The sequence below is a fragment of the Trueperella pecoris genome (genome assembly GCF_014926385.1).
Lineage (GTDB): Bacteria > Actinomycetota > Actinomycetes > Actinomycetales > Actinomycetaceae > Trueperella > Trueperella pecoris.
Genome location: NZ_CP053291.1, coordinates 514,170 through 530,762 on the forward strand (window position 1 = coordinate 514,170; position 16,593 = coordinate 530,762).

12 protein-coding genes are annotated in these 16,593 nt (G+C 63.2%); 7 read left to right on the top strand and 5 right to left on the bottom strand.

Features of this window, described 5'->3' with window-relative positions; genetic code table 11:
* The first annotated feature begins 1 nt into the window (after nucleotide 1).
* The gene (locus HLG82_RS02525; protein WP_193327161.1) at nucleotides 2-3,751 is read left to right on the top strand and encodes a phosphoribosylformylglycinamidine synthase; all 3,750 of its coding nucleotides are present in this window, start codon (nucleotides 2-4) and stop codon (nucleotides 3,749-3,751) included.
* 49 nt (nucleotides 3,752-3,800) lie between these two features.
* Here HLG82_RS02525 and HLG82_RS02530 read toward each other — a convergent pair whose 3' ends face one another.
* Nucleotides 3,801-4,118: a WhiB family transcriptional regulator gene (locus HLG82_RS02530; RefSeq protein WP_193327696.1), complete on the bottom strand. Its 318-nt coding sequence runs from the start codon at nucleotides 4,116-4,118 to the stop codon at nucleotides 3,801-3,803.
* 190 nt (nucleotides 4,119-4,308) lie between these two features.
* On the opposite strand from HLG82_RS02530, the gene guaB reads away from it, so the two are divergent.
* Nucleotides 4,309-5,811 carry an IMP dehydrogenase gene (gene guaB / locus HLG82_RS02535; protein WP_193327162.1) on the top strand — a complete coding sequence of 501 codons (1,503 nt, stop codon included), beginning with the start codon at nucleotides 4,309-4,311 and terminating at the stop codon, nucleotides 5,809-5,811.
* Nucleotides 5,812-6,048: 237 nt separating this feature from the next.
* Here guaB and HLG82_RS02540 read toward each other — a convergent pair whose 3' ends face one another.
* Entirely contained in the window at nucleotides 6,049-6,789 is a 741-nt protein-coding gene (locus HLG82_RS02540; RefSeq protein ID WP_193327163.1) for an exonuclease domain-containing protein, read from the bottom strand.
* Nucleotides 6,790-6,904: 115 nt separating this feature from the next.
* Here HLG82_RS02540 and HLG82_RS02545 point away from each other — a divergent pair, with 115 nt between their 5' ends.
* The 5 genes from HLG82_RS02545 to HLG82_RS02565 all read left to right on the top strand — a co-directional run bounded on the left by HLG82_RS02545 (nucleotide 6,905) and on the right by HLG82_RS02565 (nucleotide 13,096).
* Entirely contained in the window at nucleotides 6,905-8,017 is a 1,113-nt protein-coding gene (locus HLG82_RS02545; protein WP_193327164.1) for a GuaB3 family IMP dehydrogenase-related protein, read from the top strand.
* 103 nt (nucleotides 8,018-8,120) lie between these two features.
* Nucleotides 8,121-9,506 (top strand): class II fumarate hydratase, encoded by a 1,386-nt coding sequence (locus tag HLG82_RS02550; protein ID WP_193327165.1) that lies wholly within the window; start codon nucleotides 8,121-8,123, stop codon nucleotides 9,504-9,506.
* 220 nt (nucleotides 9,507-9,726) lie between these two features.
* On the top strand, nucleotides 9,727-10,281 hold the full coding sequence (locus HLG82_RS02555; protein WP_193327166.1) for a PadR family transcriptional regulator: 555 nt from the start codon (nucleotides 9,727-9,729) through the stop codon (nucleotides 10,279-10,281).
* The gene (locus tag HLG82_RS02560; protein ID WP_193327167.1) at nucleotides 10,245-10,916 is read left to right on the top strand and encodes an ABC transporter ATP-binding protein; all 672 of its coding nucleotides are present in this window, start codon (nucleotides 10,245-10,247) and stop codon (nucleotides 10,914-10,916) included. The genes HLG82_RS02555 and HLG82_RS02560 overlap by 37 nt, the downstream gene beginning before the upstream one ends.
* Nucleotides 10,913-13,096, top strand: coding sequence for an FtsX-like permease family protein (locus HLG82_RS02565; protein ID WP_193327168.1), 2,184 nt, complete (start codon nucleotides 10,913-10,915; stop codon nucleotides 13,094-13,096). The genes HLG82_RS02560 and HLG82_RS02565 overlap by 4 nt, the downstream gene beginning before the upstream one ends.
* Nucleotides 13,097-13,111: 15 nt before the next feature.
* Here the strand turns inward: HLG82_RS02565 and HLG82_RS02570 are convergent, their stop codons facing one another.
* From HLG82_RS02570 to pta, 3 genes are all read right to left on the bottom strand, one after another.
* Complete coding sequence (locus tag HLG82_RS02570; protein ID WP_038101627.1) at nucleotides 13,112-13,534, bottom strand: GNAT family N-acetyltransferase; 423 nt, start codon at nucleotides 13,532-13,534, stop codon at nucleotides 13,112-13,114.
* A 100-nt stretch (nucleotides 13,535-13,634) separates the two neighbouring features.
* The gene (locus tag HLG82_RS02575) at nucleotides 13,635-14,807 is read right to left on the bottom strand and encodes an acetate/propionate family kinase (protein ID WP_193327169.1); all 1,173 of its coding nucleotides are present in this window, start codon (nucleotides 14,805-14,807) and stop codon (nucleotides 13,635-13,637) included.
* A 10-nt stretch (nucleotides 14,808-14,817) separates the two neighbouring features.
* The gene (gene pta / locus HLG82_RS02580) at nucleotides 14,818-16,449 is read right to left on the bottom strand and encodes a phosphate acetyltransferase (RefSeq protein WP_193327170.1); all 1,632 of its coding nucleotides are present in this window, start codon (nucleotides 16,447-16,449) and stop codon (nucleotides 14,818-14,820) included.
* Nucleotides 16,450-16,593 lie beyond the last annotated feature (144 nt).

Genomic DNA, 16,593 nt, shown 5'->3' on the forward strand with positions numbered 1-16,593 from the left:
CATGCACCGCATCTACGTCGAAAAGAAGCCCGCAGAACGCCTCGAGGCCGCCGCACTCGCCTCCGAACTACGCGACGTGCTTGGCCTGAGTATCGGCCAGGTGCGGGTGCTCAACCGCTACGACGTCGACGGCCTGACCGACGCCGAATTCGCCGCCGTCCTCCCCACGATCCTGTCCGAACCGCAGGTAGATGACACGTTCGCCTCGCTGGACGACGCCGGCCTGGCCGGTCACGTCTTCGCCGTCGAACCGCTGCCGGGCCAGTACGACCAGCGCGCCGATTCGGCCGCCCAATGCATCCAGATCCAGCTCGGCGGCCAACGCCCGGTGGTACGGGCGGCGAAGATCTACACCATCGAGGCCGACGCCGCCGCGCTCGCGGCCATCAAAAACTACGTCATCAACCCGGTCGAGGCGCGCGAGGGCACGCTTGCACGGCCGGAAAGCCTGGCAGGCGAGACGACGGCGCCGGACGGCGTCGTGAACGTAGAACTTGTGGGGAAAGATGACGCGGAGCTTGCACAGTTGCGGGTCGAGCTGGGCCTGGCGATGAGCGAGGCGGATTTGGCGATGCTGCGCGACTACTTCGCCACCGAGGGGCGTCAGCCGACCATGACCGAGGTGAAGGTGGTCGACACCTACTGGTCCGACCACTGCCGCCACACGACGTTCATGACCGTGCTTGACGAGGTGACGTTTGACAATCCACAGGTGGAGCAGTCCTACCAGACCTATATCGACGCGCGCCGCGAACTGCGGCGTTCCAAGCCGATCACCCTCATGGACATGGCCACAATCGGTGCAAAGCTCCTCAAAGCGCGCGGAAAGCTTGCGCACGTGGACGAGTCCGAGGAGATCAACGCCTGTACGATTAAGGTCGATGCGAAGGTTGGCGGAAAGGCCGAGCCTTGGCTGGTGCTGTTCAAGAACGAGACGCACAACCACCCCACCGAGATTGAGCCGTTCGGCGGAGCCGCCACCTGCATCGGCGGCGCGATCCGTGACCCGCTCTCCGGGCGCGGCTACGTTCACGGGGCAATGCGCCTGACCGGCAGCGGCGACCCACGCACACCCCTGTCCGAGACCCTCGAAGGTAAGCTGCCCCAACGCGCGATCGCGCAGCGCGCGGCCGCCGGATACTCTTCGTATGGCAACCAGATCGGCCTGGCCACCGGCATCGTCGACGAGATCTACCATCCCGGCTACGTGGCCAAGCACATGGAACTCGGCGCCGTCGTGGCAGCCGCACCGGCGGAGCAGGTGCGCAGGGAGGCACCCCAGCCGGGCGACGTCGTGCTGCTCGTGGGCGGGGCGACCGGACGCGACGGCATCGGCGGCGCCACCGGATCGTCGAAAACGCACACGGTGGAGTCGCTGACTAGCGCCGGTGCGGAAGTCCAGAAGGGCAACGCGCCCGAGGAACGCAAACTCCAGCGCCTGTTCCGTAACCCCGAGGCCGCGCTCCTCATCAAGCGCTGCAACGACTTCGGCGCGGGCGGCGTGGCCGTGGCGGTGGGCGAACTTACCGACGGGCTGGATATCAACCTCGACGCCGTGCCCAAGAAGTACGAGGGGCTTGATGGGACCGAGATCGCGATCTCGGAGAGCCAGGAGCGCATGGCCGTGGTGGTCGAGGCCAGCGACGCAGAGCGCTTCATCGAGCTGGCCGCAACGGAGAATCTGGAAGCGACCGTCATCGCAACCGTGAGCGACTCTGGGCGGCTGCGCATGTATTGGCGTGGCGAGCCGGTGGTGGACATCGCCCGCTCGTTCCTCGACACGAACGGAGCCGACCAGCACGCGAGCGCCGAGGTGGCGGCGTCGGGGGATTGGGCGGCGACGCGGCTCGGGCGTACCGGCACGTTCGCCGAACGCCTAGCTGAGGTGGCCTGCGACCTCAACGTGGCCTCAAAGAAGGGACTTGCCGAACGCTTCGACTCGACCGTGGGCGCGGGAACCGTCCTCATGCCCTTCGGAGGCTCGCTCCAAGCTACCCCGATTCAGGCGATGGCCCACCGCCTCCCGACCAGCGAAGAGACCGACGCCGTGTCCGTCATGTCATGGGGCTACAACCCGTACCTGAGCGAGGCAAGCCCCTTCCACGGCGCATATCTGGCCGTGGTCGAATCGGTGGCGAAGCTCGTGGCCACCGGCGCGAAGAGCGACGACGTCTACCTCTCCTTCCAAGAATACTTCGAGGGCCTCGGCCAGGACCCGGCCCGCTGGGGCAAGCCGGTGGCCGCCCTGCTCGGCGCGCTGGAAGCGCAGATCGGCCTGGGCGCCGGCGCGATTGGTGGCAAGGACTCGATGTCAGGCTCGTTTAACGAGCTGAGCGTGCCGCCCACGCTCGTCTCCTTCGCGCTCGCCGTGGACGAGGCTGGAAACATGGTACCCAACCAGTTCAAGGCTGTGGGCAACCGTGTCAGCCTGCTGCGCCCCCGCATCGCCGACGGCGGAGCGCTAGCTGGTCTGCCCGAACCTGAGTCCCTGCAGGCGGTATTTGCGCAGGTGACCGAGCTGCTACGCAGCGGCGCGGTGGTGAGCGCATACACGCCCTGCCGCGGCGGCGTGGCCGAGGCTGTGATGAAGATGGCCGCCGGCGAGGGCTTTGGCTTTGAATTCACCGGCGAGGTCGGCCTCGACTCGCTGTTCGACTACGCCTACGGCGCGTTCGTGCTCGAATGGGCCGAGGACGCTGAGGTTGCTGGCCAGGTGCTGGGCACGGTGAGCGCGGAAGGCTTCACCTGGCGCGGCGAAAGCGTGCCCAGTGCGGAGATCTTCACCCTCAATGCAAGCGTGCTCGACGACGTCTACCTCCGCCACGTAGATCAGCCAGGCCAGATTCCAGCAGGCCTACGCGGCGCCCTGACATCGCCAGGCGCTGAGAAGGTGTGTGGCGGGACGCGCCGCGAGCCCAAGGTTCCTCAGGGGAGGAAGGTAAGGCGCGCGGGCGGCGTCGTGAAGGCGCTCATCCCGGTATTCCCAGGCACGAATTGTGAATACGATACCGCGCGGGCCGTCGAGGCTGCGGGCGCGAAGGCGCACGTGTTCGTGGTGAAGAACCGCAGTGAAGACGACATCGCGCGGTCCGTGGAGGAATTCGCGGGCGCGCTCGCGGAGGCACAGATGCTCATCATTCCCGGGGGATTCTCGGGCGGCGACGAGCCGGACGGCTCGGCGAAGTTCATCACCTCGTTCCTGCGCAACGATGCGCTCACCGCCGGGGTGGAGGATCTCCTGGGCCGCGACGGCCTCATCCTCGGCATCTGCAACGGCTTCCAAGCGCTCGTTAAGCTGGGGCTTGTGCCCTATGGCAAGATTGTGGCGCCCGCCGCCGGGGCGCCGACGTTGACCTTCAACCGGATCGGGCGGCACCAGTCGGGTATCGTGCGGGTGCGGGTCGAGAATAATTCCAGCCCCTGGCTGGCCGGCGTCAAGCCGGGGGAGGTGTACTCGGTGCCGATCTCGCACGGCGAGGGGCGCTTCCACGTCTTAGACGCCGACCTGCAGGCGATGATCGAACGCGGCCAGATCGCCACGCAGTACGTGGATCTTGCATGCAATGCGACGATGGACATCACGGCCAACCCCAACGGTTCTGTTGCCGCGATCGAGGGCATCACCTCGCCCGACGGACGCGTGTTTGGCAAGATGGGCCACGCCGAACGCATCGGCTCAGGCCTCTACCGCAACGTGCCGGGCCGCTACGATATGCAGTTATTCGAGTCCGCGGTGGCATACCTGGGGTGAGGGCTGGCCGGCGGTGCCGTTCATCGGGGCGTGCGACAGCCGAGGTTGTCTACGAGGCGCGGCTACGGCGTCGTTCCCTCGCCAAACGGTTACGCTCTTCCTCGGACAACCCGCCCCACACGCCGTAAGGCTCGTTGTGGGTGAGGGCGTATTCGCGGCACTGATCAAGAACCGGGCAAGTCTGGCAAATGCGCTTCGCGCGCTCGATGCGGCGCCGACGCGGGCCGCCACGCTCGCCCTCGGGGTGGAAGAAGAATTCAGGGTCCATCGTGTTACACGATCCGAGAGCCTGCCAGTCCCAATAGTCGACGAGCGCTCCCTGCACATCCTTAATGTGAGCTACCACGGTCACTCCCTTACGTGCCATCAGCGACCCGGGCGGTGCCCATCGACGCTGATATGGCTTCATTCAAATCCTCACATGACATTACCTCAACAGATCATAATTTGGAATAGTGCAAAATCACTCATCGATTTTGTCCAGATAGCGAGCCAATAGGGGGTATCCCTCATGAGACGGGCTACGAAATGGCTGACGGCAGACATAGGATGAACGTGTGACTACAGATCCTTTCACCCTTGTTGGTTTGACCTACGATGATGTCCTCCTCCTGCCGAACGCGACCGACGTCGTGCCCTCAGAGGTTGACACCACCTCCCTTCTAACCCGCAACATCTCCGTGCGCGTCCCGTTGCTCAGCGCGGCGATGGATACCGTGACCGAGGCTGCCATGGCCATCGCGATGGCCCGCCAAGGCGGCCTGGGCATCCTGCACCGTAACCTCTCGATCGAGGATCAGGCGCAGCAGGTACGCGTGGTGAAGCGATCGGAGTCGGGCATGGTGTCCGATCCTGTGACCATTCACCCGAATGCAACGATCGACGAGCTCGACACCCTCTGCGGCCAGTACAAGATTTCCGGCCTGCCGGTCGTCGATGCCGGCGGTAAGCTCCTCGGTATCATCACCAACCGCGATCTTCGTTTCATCCCGCACGAGAAGTGGGAAACGATGCGCGTGTCCGAAGCGATGACCTGCATGCCGCTCATCACGGGTAAGCAAGGAATCGAGCGTGACGAGGCCGCCCGTCTCCTGCGTGAAAACAAGATCGAAAAGCTCCCGCTCATCGACGACGACGGGCGCCTCACCGGCCTGATCACCGTCAAAGACTTTACAAAGTCTGAGAAGTACCCCAACGCGACCAAGGATGCCAGTGGGCGCCTGCGCGTGGGCGCAGCCGTCGGCTATTGGGGCGACGCGTGGGAGCGTGCCGAGGCACTGGCCGAGGCGGGCGTGGACGTGCTCGTCGTTGATACCGCCAACGGCGAGGCCCGCCTTGCGCTGGACATGATTTCCCGCATCAAGTCCGATCCGCGGTTCGCGGGCGTGGACGTGATCGGCGGAAACGTCGCGACGACGGAGGGCGCCCAGGCCCTGATTGACGCCGGGGTGGACGCGGTCAAGGTTGGCGTCGGGCCGGGGTCGATCTGCACCACCCGTGTTGTGGCAGGCATTGGCGTACCACAGGTGACGGCGATCCACTTGGCGTCGTTGGCCTGCAAGCCCGCAGGAGTTCCCCTCATCGCCGACGGCGGTCTGCAATACTCTGGCGATATCGGCAAGGCTCTTGTGGCCGGCGCCTCGACAGTCATGCTGGGCTCGCTCCTGGCCGGATGCGAGGAATCGCCGGGCGAGCTGGTGTTCGTCAACGGCAAGCAGTACAAGTCCTACCGCGGTATGGGCTCGCTCGGCGCGATGAGCTCGCGCGGGCGCGTTTCCTACTCGAAGGATCGTTACTTCCAAGCCGACGTTTCCTCTGATGACAAGATCGTCCCCGAGGGCATCGAGGGCCAGGTGCCATTCCGCGGCCCGCTCGGTTCGGTGATCTACCAGCTTGTGGGCGGCTTGCACCAGACGATGTTCTACACGGGAGCGCGCTCGATCCCGGAGCTTCAGGCCAAGGGCCGCTTCGTGCGCATTACCGCAGCGGGTTTGCGTGAATCGCATCCGCACGACATCCAGATGACGACCGAGGCTCCGAACTACTCGGCGCACAATTAGGGGCGGGCCCCGGGGTGGCCCGGGGTTCTGCTTGCCGCGGGTGCCTGCGTTGTCGCGGGCGCCTGGCTGCCCCGGGCGCCTGGCTGCTGCCGCTGTATTAAGCTGGTCGAGACCCTATTAAAGTGGCGTAGGTTACTACAGCGGCGGTCAGCTTACTACAGCGCCGGCGAGTGGCAGCGCCGCCGGCGGATGGTGCCGCAGGCGAGTGGCAGTGCCGCCGCCCCGGCGTCGTGATCCCTAGAAAAGAGTGAGCGGGCCGTCGGAATCATCCGTATCATCTGGCTCAGCTGCCAGTGTGGCAACAGGCCAGCCCCGCGGCTCGTCCTTGGAGCGGGGGAACTTGCGGGAAATGAAGTCCATGAAGTTGTTGTAGGCGGCGAGCTGGTCGTTCATCAGGACGTCGAGGGGAGCGTCGGCGAGCGCGGGGTATTTTTCCAGAATCTTGTTCAAAACGCGCAGCGTCATCCGCACGTCGCCCTCAGCCTCGTGGAAAGTCTCGTCGGCGGGGACGCCATAGTGCCGGGCGATGCTTTCGAGGTTGCGCTTGCCTCGCCGGTAGCGATCCACGTGGCGATCGAGGAAATACGGGTCGATGACGGGGAAAATGTCCCCGCCGAGGCGGCCGGCGAGGGTCGGCAGGCCGTGCCGGGCGAGTTCATTTTCGAGCAAGGAAAAATCAAACGACGCGTTATAGGCGACGACCGGGTTACCTGCCGCCATGTGCCGAGCCAGGACCTGGGCAACCTCCTCGAGCACGTCGCGGATCGGGCGCCCTTCCGCACGGGCACGCTCGGTGGTGATACCGTGAACGGCTGAGGCGTATTCGGGAATCTCCACCCCGGGGTCCGCCATCCACGTGTAGCGTTCTTCGCTATCTCCATCTCTAATGATCACGGCGGCGGTGACGAGCCGGTCCGTGAGAACATTGACGCCGGTCGTTTCAGTATCGAAGCCGGCCCGGGGAAGGGAAGTCCACATATCAACTCCTTGAGGTCATCTTCTTCAGTCTAAAGCGCCCCTCCGACATTCCAAAGCCCTCCGACATTCCAAAGCGCCCCGACGGCGACGGCCGCGCGTCCGGTAGTCTTAAGACGTGAGTGAAACGGAAATTGGTCGCGGCAAGCGCGCACGTGTTGGCTATTCGTTCGATGACATCTCGGTTGTTCCCTCGCGTCGTACGCGCGATGCTGCTGATGTGTCCATCTCCTGGCAGTTCGATGCATCGCTGTTGGACATCCCGATCATGTCTGCCCCGATGGACTCGGTGACCTCCCCGGCGACAGCCATTCAGATTGGCAAATTGGGCGGCGTCGGTGTGCTTGATCTCGAAGGGCTATGGACTCGTTACGAGGATCCCGAACCGATTTTTGATCGTATTGCGGCCGAGCCGGCCAAGAGTGCCACCGCGCTCATGCAGGAGGTTTACAGTGAGCCGATCAAGGATGAGCTGATTGTTGAGCGGCTGGCGCAGATCCGCAATTCGGGTCAGATCGTGGCGGGTGCCCTTTCCCCTCAGCGCACCCAGGAGCATTGGCGGACGGTGGTCAATGCTGGGGTGGACCTTTTCGTTATTCGAGGCACGACGGTTTCGGCCGAGCACGTTTCGTCGAATCGTGAGCCGCTCAATCTCAAGCGCTTCATTTACGAGCTTGACGTCCCGGTTATCGTTGGCGGTGCGGCGTCGTACACGGCGGCCCTGCACCTGATGCGTACGGGTGCGGCCGGTGTCTTGGCGGGCTTCGGCGGCGGGGCGACGACGGCGAATCGCCGCACGGTTGGTGTGGCCGTCCCCATGGCGACGACGGTTGCGGACGTGGCTGCCGCGCGTCGTGAATATATGGACGAGACTGGTGGGCGCTATGTGCACGTGATCGCCGACGGCCAGATTTCGACGTCGGGGGACCTGGTGAAGGCGTTCGCGTGCGGCGCGGACGGGGTCATGCTGGGTACGGCACTTGCGCGTTCGGCCGAGGCGCCGGGTAAGGGCTTCCACTGGGGTGCAGAGGTCTTCCACAAGAGCCTTCCGCGCGGGGAGCGGGTTCATGTGGGGACGCGAGCGCCGCTTGAGAAGATCATTTGTGGCCCGTCGGTGTCGGCTGATGGGCAGACGAATTTCACGGGCGCCTTGCGTCACGCGATGGCGATGACGGGCTACCTGGATTTGAAGGAGTTCCAGCGCGTTCAGGTGTCCGTCGGCAGGATGTAGTTTTCACGACGCCGTCCTCTCAGCTCCCAGCGCAAGCCCTCCCTTTCTCGCCCCGAGCGTGCAAAACTGGAACGTATCTAGTTTTAGTTTCAAAGGAGTGGCGATGACTGAGTACCGTGTTGAGCACGACACGATGGGCGAGGTGAAGGTGCCGCGCGAGGCTCTTTACCGCGCACAGACGCAGCGCGCGGTTGAGAATTTCCCGATCTCGGGCAAGCGATTGACGCCCGCCCATATTCAAGCGCTTGCGCAGATTAAGAGGGCGGCGGCGATTGCCAACCACGAGCTCGGAGTCGTGGACGAGGAGCGTAAGAACGCTATTGTGGCGGCGGCAGACGAGGTAATTGCCGGGCTGCATGAGGACCAGTTCCCGATTGACGTCTTCCAGACGGGTTCGGGAACGAGCTCGAACATGAACGTTAACGAGGTGATCTCGACTCTTGCTTCGCGGGAGGACCTTCCCATCCATCCCAACGATCACGTCAACGCTTCGCAATCGTCGAATGATGTCTTTCCGTCGTCGATCCATATCGCTGCGCTTGCGGCTTTGCGTGAGCACTTGTTACCAAAGCTTGAAGGGCTGGCGCAGTCCTTGGAGAAGAAGGCGGAGGAGTGGAAGGACGTCGTTACGTCGGGGCGCACGCACCTCATGGATGCCACCCCGATCACACTGGGGCAAGAATTTTCAGGCTTCGCGCAGCAGGTGCGCTATGGGATCGCGCGCGTGCAGGCTACGCAGGGGCGCTTGGCCGAGCTCCCGCTCGGCGGGACGGCCGTGGGGACCGGCATTAACACGCCCGCGGGTTTCTCTGAGCGAGTCATTGAGCTCATCGCCGAGCACATGGGGTTGCCATTCGTGGAGGCCGCCAATCACTTTGAAGCGCAGGCGGCGCAGGACTCGTTGGTTGAGACGTCGGGGGCGTTGCGGGTTCTTGCGGTGTCACTGGTGAAGATCGCCAACGATTTGCGGTGGATGGGATCCGGCCCGCGTGCGGGCATCGGCGAGATTCATCTTCCCGATCTCCAGCCGGGTTCGTCGATCATGCCTGGCAAGGTGAACCCGGTTATTCCTGAGGCGACCGTCCAGGTGGCCGCCCAGGTGATTGGCAACGACGCCGCCATCGCGTTCGCCGGTTCGCAGGGCAACTTCAATTTGCTGGTCATGCTGCCGGTGATGGCACAGAATCTCCTGGAATCGATCGAGATCTTGGGCAATGTGGCGCAGGCACTGGCCACGAAGACGGTTGACGGGCTGGTGGCAAACGAGGAGCGCTGCTTGGCGCTCGCCGAGTCGTCGCCATCGATCGTGACCCCGCTCAATCGCTACATCGGCTATGAGAACGCGGCGAAGATTGCCAAGCACTCGGTCAAGGAGAACATCACGGTCAAGCAAGCCGCGATCGATCTCGGTTTCGTCGAGCGGGGCGAGATCGATGAGGAGACGCTGAACAAGGCGCTCGACGTGACCACGATGGTCGGGGAGCGCTGAATGGACGATTCCGATCGGCAGGTTTGCTAAGAGCTGGTTGAACCGCAGGGGCCCAGGGCACGATTGCCCTGGGCCCCTCTACTCAGGGTATGAAAGTTCTGCATCCCTGATCGCACTCAGGGTTGAGTCATTCTCAGGGTGGATACGCTCGACTATTCATTCAGTGACTAGTTGGGGTAGTCTGAGGAGGAACTACTCGCTGAGTGAATAGAGAGGGTTGATGAGTACGCAATTCGCCGTCCTTGGCCTGCTCGCCAAGGAACCGAACTACGGCTACGAGCTCAAAAAGATGTACGACGATCTTTTCGCTGGGGACAAGCCCATTCTCCCCGGCCAGCTCTACGCCATCCTAGGGCGTCTCGCCCGTGACGCCGCGATCACCAAAATCGACGACACTGGTATATCCGGCGGACCGGAACGCACGCGCTACGCCGTCACCGACGTCGGACACGAGCGCCTTCTCGCTTGGCTGCGCCAACCCGAGGCTCCGGCTCCCACGCTCCAAGCCACCCTCTACATGAAGGTCATCCTCGCGCTCATGCTCGACGGCGACGCGGCTCCCTTCATCCACGACCAGAAGGTAGCCCACCTCGCCCGCATGCGAGAACTCGTCGCCCGGCGTCGTCGGGCAGCGCTCGCCGAACGCATCCTGCTCGACAACGCTATTTTCCACATCGAGGCCGACATCCGCTGGATGGACATGACCGCCAGCCGCCTCACTCACCTGAAGGAAGAACTATGGAACACGACATCATCCTCGAAGCCCGAAGCCTAAAGAAGGCATTCGGCCGCACCGAAGCCATGCGCGGCATCGACCTCAACGTGGAACGAGGCGAAATCCTCGCCATCATGGGGCCTTCCGGCTCCGGAAAATCCACCCTCCTGCACGCACTCGCTGCCATCGAGCGCCCCGACGACGGCACAGTATTCTTCAACGGCGTACGCATCGACAGCCTTTCCGACGCCGAGCGCACCATCCTCCGCCGCACCAAGTTCGGCTTCGTATTCCAGTTCGGGCAACTCGTGCCCGAACTGACGGCGCTGGACAATGTCATGGTGCCCCTCATGCTCGGCGGCGTGCGTAAGGGCGAAGCTGTACGGCGGGCTAAGGAATGGCTAGCGCGCGTCGGCCTAGCCGACCGAGCCGAGCTCCTGCCCGGCCAACTCTCCGGCGGTGAAGCCCAGCGTGTGGCTATCGCCCGCTCGCTCATCATCCGCCCCGAGATACTGTTTGCCGACGAACCGACCGGCGCCCTCGATTCCTTCAACTCCGAGCAGGTCATGGAGATGATCGTCCAGCTCGCTCGTGCAGAAGGCTTGACGGTCGTCATGGTCACCCACGAACCCATGATCGCCGCCTTCGCTGACCGAGAGATAGTGGTACGTGACGGCCGAATCGAGGCACAATGAGACTAGCAGCCAGCCTATTTCGTGCCAGCGCCAGGCAAAGCCGCGGACGGCTCACGATGCTCACCGGCGCCGTAGCCTTCGGCGTCCTCATCCTCTTCCTCTTCTCCGCCTACCATCACGCCATTTTCGACACCACCCACACCGCGTGGCGTACCGCCTACGACGAAGCCAGGCACGCCCGCGTTGAAGGCAACACCTCGGTAAGTACGCCCTCCGGTGAAGGCGACCCACTGTGGATGGAGTCGATCCTCTCCCCGGTTTTCAAACTCGGCGACGAAGCCATAAACACAATGCATGTGGCCACCGATGGCGGCTCTCCCGAAAAACCAGAAGGGCTGCCCGCCTGGCCAGAGCCAGGACAGTACTGGGTATCACCCGCTGTCGCACAGTTCCTCACCGATCACCCACAATACGACGCCGGTAGCCGCTTTGGCACCACACAGCTCGGCGTCCTGCCTGAGCAGATGCTCGCCAGCCCTGACGAGCACCTAGTCATCGTCGGAGCAGAACGCGCCGCTATCCCGGATGCGCTTCCCATCACCGACTTCCACCGCGACGGGCAAATCGCCAGCAACATCATCAGCGCTGTCATATACCTCGGCATCGTCATCGTGCTCTTCCCCGTGGTCATCCTCATTTCCATTGCCGCCAAGCTCGGCAGCGTTCAACGCGAACAGCGCTACGCTGCATTACGGCTGGTAGGAGCCACAAACAAGCAAATCCTCAGCATCGTCACCTTCGAATCGCTCGTCGCCGCCGTAGTCGGCTACGCGCTCGGCGCGCTCGCCTACCTAGCGACGCGTCCGCTCCTCTTCGACATCTCTTTCGGTCACAGGCAGTGGCCCAGCCGCATTAGTCTCACACCGTGGCACTGGATGATAGTCGCCCTGGCCACACTCGCCCTCATTTTCTTCTCTAACGCATGGGGCATGCGCGGCTTACGCGTCTCACCATTGGGCGTAGCTCGACAACAAAAACATGACGCCACTCCCAGAATTTGGCGTTTGCTCCCACTTCTAGCGGGCGTCGCGATCTTCACCTACATCTACGTCTCTATCACGGAAAACAAAGGAACCGCGCAGACCATCTACTTGATACTCGCCGGTGTCATGATGACGATGATCGGGTTGATCGTCGCCGGACCGTGGATCACCTACGCCCTCGGGGCGTTGGCCCGCAAGGCAGCCCAGTCAGCCGACATCTTCATCGGTTCATCCTACGTTCGCGCCCACGCAGGGCGAGTCTCTCGCTCGGTCGTCGGAGTAGTCCTCGCCCTTTTCGCAGGCAGCTTCTTCCTCACGGTAGTTTCAGACGTCGATTTAGACCGTTTCAAACAGAGCAACACCGAACTCGCCACGGGCGCGGTGAACGTGCAGGCGCCAGCAGAAGACCTTGCACGACTTGCGGAATTCACCTGGGTTAAGAACATCACTAACTTCCCACAGCTGGCCGGCGTCTACCGAGTCCTGCCCTGCGGTAGCGCCCGCGACTACCTGCCAAATGTGCGCTGCGATGGCGGCGTCGTCGGCTTCAACCCCTACACAGATAAAAAGGACGCCTACCTTATCGGGGCAGATCTGCGCGAGATAGCGCGATTGCTTGAAGAGCGCGGAGCCTATATCGAATACGACCCGGCGGGCGATCCGGTCGCCGAAAATGTGGCATTCATTCAACTGCGCGAAGCGGCCGACATCGACCATCTGCGCACAGCCCTCAAAGACCAGGCACTTAACCCGGATCTGTCTATTCGTGATGGCAGAGGCGGCAGGGGCATGAACACGCAGATTTATACGCTGACGATGATGACCTACATGGGCATCGGAGTAACGCTGATCGTGTCGGTGATCTCGCTGGTCGTGTCCACTTACGCGGGCTTGCTGGAGCGGCGCAGGTCGCTATTGAGCCTCCGGCTGTCCGGTATGAAGGTCAGCCAGCTGGGCCGGATGGTTCTTGTTGAATCCGTGGTGCCGCTCGTCATCATGGCGAGCCTGGCCACTGGCTGCGGAATCGGTGCTGGCTTCGTGCTCATGCATTCGGTGTCGCATAGCCTCGATGCGCGATTTACGGCGACGTATGTCGTCGTGCTCATCGGCGCGCTGATCGGAGCGGCGCTGGCTATCTCCGCGATTCTGCCGTCGCTGAAGAAGATGACGCAGCTATCGGTCAACCGGACGGAATAGGCGCAAGTGGGCCACCTACTTACCTGCGTAACGGTAGACGTTGGTCTGGCGAGCTTCGAAGCCGCAGCGCTGGTAGAGGCGGTTAGCGGCCTCGCGCGAGGGACGTGATGTCAGATCAACCGTTTTGGCGCCGCGCTTTGTAGCCAGATCACATGCGGCTTCGACGAGTGCGCGGCCAGCGCCCTTCCCGCGGGCTGCGTCGTCAACTACCACGTCCTCGATCCAAGCACGGACGCCGGTCGGGATAGCGAAAGTGACGAGGGTGAGCATGCCCTGGATCTCGCCCTCATCCTTGTAAAGGAGCAGGTCAATGGCCTGTTGGGCGATTAGCTGTTCGATCTGCTCAATGTCCATCGGCTGGGCAGAGGAGAGCTGGGGGATGAGGCGGGCGAAAGCAGCCTCGAGCTCTGGAGTGGCTGATGTGGCAAGTTCGATCATGGGTGTCCTTTCTGATGTGTGAATCTGTGGGAGTTTTCTGGACCGATCTTCGTATATACGAAGATCGGTCCAGAATCGTCCCGCAGATTTCCGGCAAACGCTAAATAATCTCCATCGCCTGGCGTGCGATGGCCAGTTCCTCGTTGGTGGGAACCACGCAGACGGTAACCGCCGAATCTTCGGTGGAGATCACACGGGCTTCCTTCGACCGAACGGAGTTCTTCTCCAGATCGAGCTTCACGCCAAAGGGTGCCAGGCGCTCACACACGCGCTCGCGCAGGCGCGAATCGTTCTCGCCCGCACCGGCAGTGAAAGTGAGGGCATCCAGGCCACCCATCACGGCAGTGTAGGCACCGATGTAGTGGATCAGGCGGTGGACGTAAACCTCGAGGGCTTCCTGCGCATTCGTATCGCCCTCGTCGGCGAGCTTCCACACCTGGCGCATGTCATTGTCGCCAGCCAGCCCTTTCAAGCCAGACTGCTTGTTAAACAGCGTGTCGATCTCGTCGATGCTCATGCCCGCCTGGCGAACCAGGTGGAAGACGGCGGCAGGATCGATGTCGCCGGTACGCCCGCCCATGACCAGGCCTTCCAGCGGAGTCAGGCCCATTGAGGTGTCCACGGCCCTACCGTTGACCACAGCCGAGGCCGAGGCACCATTACCCAGGTGCAAAACGATCTGCTTGAGGTCCTCACGGTCCAGCATCTGGCTGACCTGCCCGGAGACGAACTGGTGGGATGTGCCGTGGGCGCCGTAGCGGCGGATCTGGTACTTTTCGGCCACGGCGCGGTCGATTGCGTAGGTGGCGGATTCGTTCGGGAGGGACTGGAAGAACGCAGTGTCGAAGACGGCGATGTTCGGCACGTCGAACATCTCGCGAGCAACCTTGATGCCCTTGAGGTGGGCGGGGTTGTGGAGCGGGCCGAGCGGGGAAAGGTCGTCGATAAGCTGCTGAACCTCGTCGGTGATGAGCGCGGCCTTGTTGAAGTACTTGCCGCCTTGGACGACGCGGTGGCCGACGGCCTTGATGCCAGCCTCGGCCAGCGACGGGCCGTGCGTGTTGAACATGTTGATCACCAGGGTCAGGCCCTCGGCGTGATCGGCGATGGCCTGATCGAGTTCGAAGGACTCGCCACCGACCTCGTGCTCGAGGTGGGAGGTCGACTCACCGATGCGCTCCACGAGTCCCTTGGCGAGTGAGTCGCCGCTGACGGGGTCGATGAGCTGGTACTTGATCGAGGACGATCCAGAATTGATAACCAGTACGGTCATGGTTCTCCTTTTAGTTCTGTGCCTGGATGGCGGTGATGGCAACGGTGTTGACGATGTCCTCGACGAGTGCGCCGCGGGAGAGATCATTGACCGGCTTGTTCAGGCCCTGCAGGACCGGGCCGACGGCGACCGCGCCCGAGGAGCGCTGGACGGCTTTGTAGCCAATGTTTCCCGCGTTGAGGCTCGGGAAGATGAAGACGGTGGCCTGCCCGGCGACCGGGGAGCACGGGAGCTTGGTGGCGGCGACCTTGGCGTCGACGGCGGCGTCGTACTGGATCGGCCCCTCGATGAGGAGGTCGGGGCGCTGCTCCTTGGCAATGCGGGTGGCTTCCACGACGGCGTCGACATCCGGTCCCTTGCCAGAAGTACCGGTGGAGTAGGAGAGCATGGCGACCTTAGGCTCGACGCCGAACTGCTTAGCGGTCTCGGCCGAAGAGATGGCGATGCCGGCAAGCTGCTCGGGGGTGGGGTTGGTAGTCACGGCGCAGTCGCCATAGACGTAGACCCGGTCCTCCATGAGCATGAGGAAGCAGGAGGAGACGAGAGCGGCCCCCGGCTTGGTCTTGATGATCTGGAAGGAGGGCACGATGGTGTTGGCGGTGGTGTTGATAGCGCCGGAGACCATGCCGTCGGCGTCGCCCATGTGGACCATCATGGTGCCGAAGTAGGACAGGTCCTTAATCGTCTCGACGGCCTGATCGTAGGTGACGCCCTTCTTCTCGCGCAGGCGAGCGAATTCGGCGGCGTACTTAGCGACGTAGGCGGGGTCGGCGGGGGAGACGATCTGGGCGGCGCTGAGGTCGAAGCCGAGCTCGGCGGCGTGGGCACGTACCTCGTCGGCGTCGCCGAGCAGGATGATGTCGGCAACTTCGCGGCGGATCAGCTCGTCGGCAGCCGCGAGGATGCGCTCGTCGGTGGCCTCGGGCAGGACGATGCGCTTGCGCTGCGCGCGGGCACGCGAAATGAGCGAGGAGGTGAAGCTCAACGGGGTGACGACGTTCGAGCCGTGCTCCATCGCCTCACGCACGATGGCGCGCCCGGCGTCGGACAGCTCGACAGCTTCGCCGTCGTAGAAGTAAACGATCGGTGTGTGAGCGTCCTGCGGGGCCTGCTCTTCTTCAACCCGGTGCTCGGCCGAGGTGACGGCGACGCCGGAGATCGGTGCGTTTTCGCCCTGGATCTCGAGCGCGACGAGGTGGGAGAGGTTGACGATCTGCTCTGGGGTGCGAAGTGCGCCCGAGACGACGAGGAAGACGGAGGTGGCGAGGTTGGCGGCCGCGCGGCCGGTGCGAGCGAGGACGCCGGGGTTAACCGGGTCGCCATCGAGCAGGCCGAGGATGAGGACGGCGTCGAAGCCCCGGGCGTAGTCGGTGTAGCGCTTGACGAGGTCGGTCATGGCGGCCTCTTCGTCACGGACGTAGGCCTGGCGGGTGGTGCCCCATGCGACGTCGAGGTCCTCTTCGCGGCCGATGAGCGCTAGCAGGTCAACGAACTCGCCGTCGGTTTCGATCGGGCCATTGGTGAAGGCGCGGAAAAGGCCGAGGTTGGGGTAGTCCTGCTTGAGCTGGTCAATGACCGCACGAACAACCGGGCGTGTTCCCGAATTGCCCTCTGCGGCGGTGAAGTAGACGCTCTTAGTCATGTCATCCTCTCTGATTAATGGACAAAGCGCGGCTTGGCCGTGCACACTTCCTATCGTCCCACGTTTGTGACTCGCGATGACACCGGTTGCCGCATAATGCCATTGACCCCACGTTTTGTGGGGTGCGAGAAACATCACCCGTGC

Coding starts and splice junctions, on each gene's coding strand:
- HLG82_RS02565 (WP_193327168.1), top strand. CDS start 10,913: ATGAGACTAGCAGCCAGCCTATTTCGTGCCAGCGCCAGGCAAAGCCGC.
- HLG82_RS02550 (WP_193327165.1), top strand. CDS start 8,121: ATGACTGAGTACCGTGTTGAGCACGACACGATGGGCGAGGTGAAGGTG.
- HLG82_RS02525 (WP_193327161.1), top strand. CDS start 2: ATGCACCGCATCTACGTCGAAAAGAAGCCCGCAGAACGCCTCGAGGCC.
- pta (WP_193327170.1), bottom strand. CDS start 16,449: ATGACTAAGAGCGTCTACTTCACCGCCGCAGAGGGCAATTCGGGAACA.
- HLG82_RS02560 (WP_193327167.1), top strand. CDS start 10,245: ATGGAACACGACATCATCCTCGAAGCCCGAAGCCTAAAGAAGGCATTC.
- HLG82_RS02530 (WP_193327696.1), bottom strand. CDS start 4,118: ATGGCACGTAAGGGAGTGACCGTGGTAGCTCACATTAAGGATGTGCAG.
- HLG82_RS02575 (WP_193327169.1), bottom strand. CDS start 14,807: ATGACCGTACTGGTTATCAATTCTGGATCGTCCTCGATCAAGTACCAG.
- HLG82_RS02540 (WP_193327163.1), bottom strand. CDS start 6,789: ATGTGGACTTCCCTTCCCCGGGCCGGCTTCGATACTGAAACGACCGGC.
- HLG82_RS02570 (WP_038101627.1), bottom strand. CDS start 13,534: ATGATCGAACTTGCCACATCAGCCACTCCAGAGCTCGAGGCTGCTTTC.
- HLG82_RS02555 (WP_193327166.1), top strand. CDS start 9,727: ATGAGTACGCAATTCGCCGTCCTTGGCCTGCTCGCCAAGGAACCGAAC.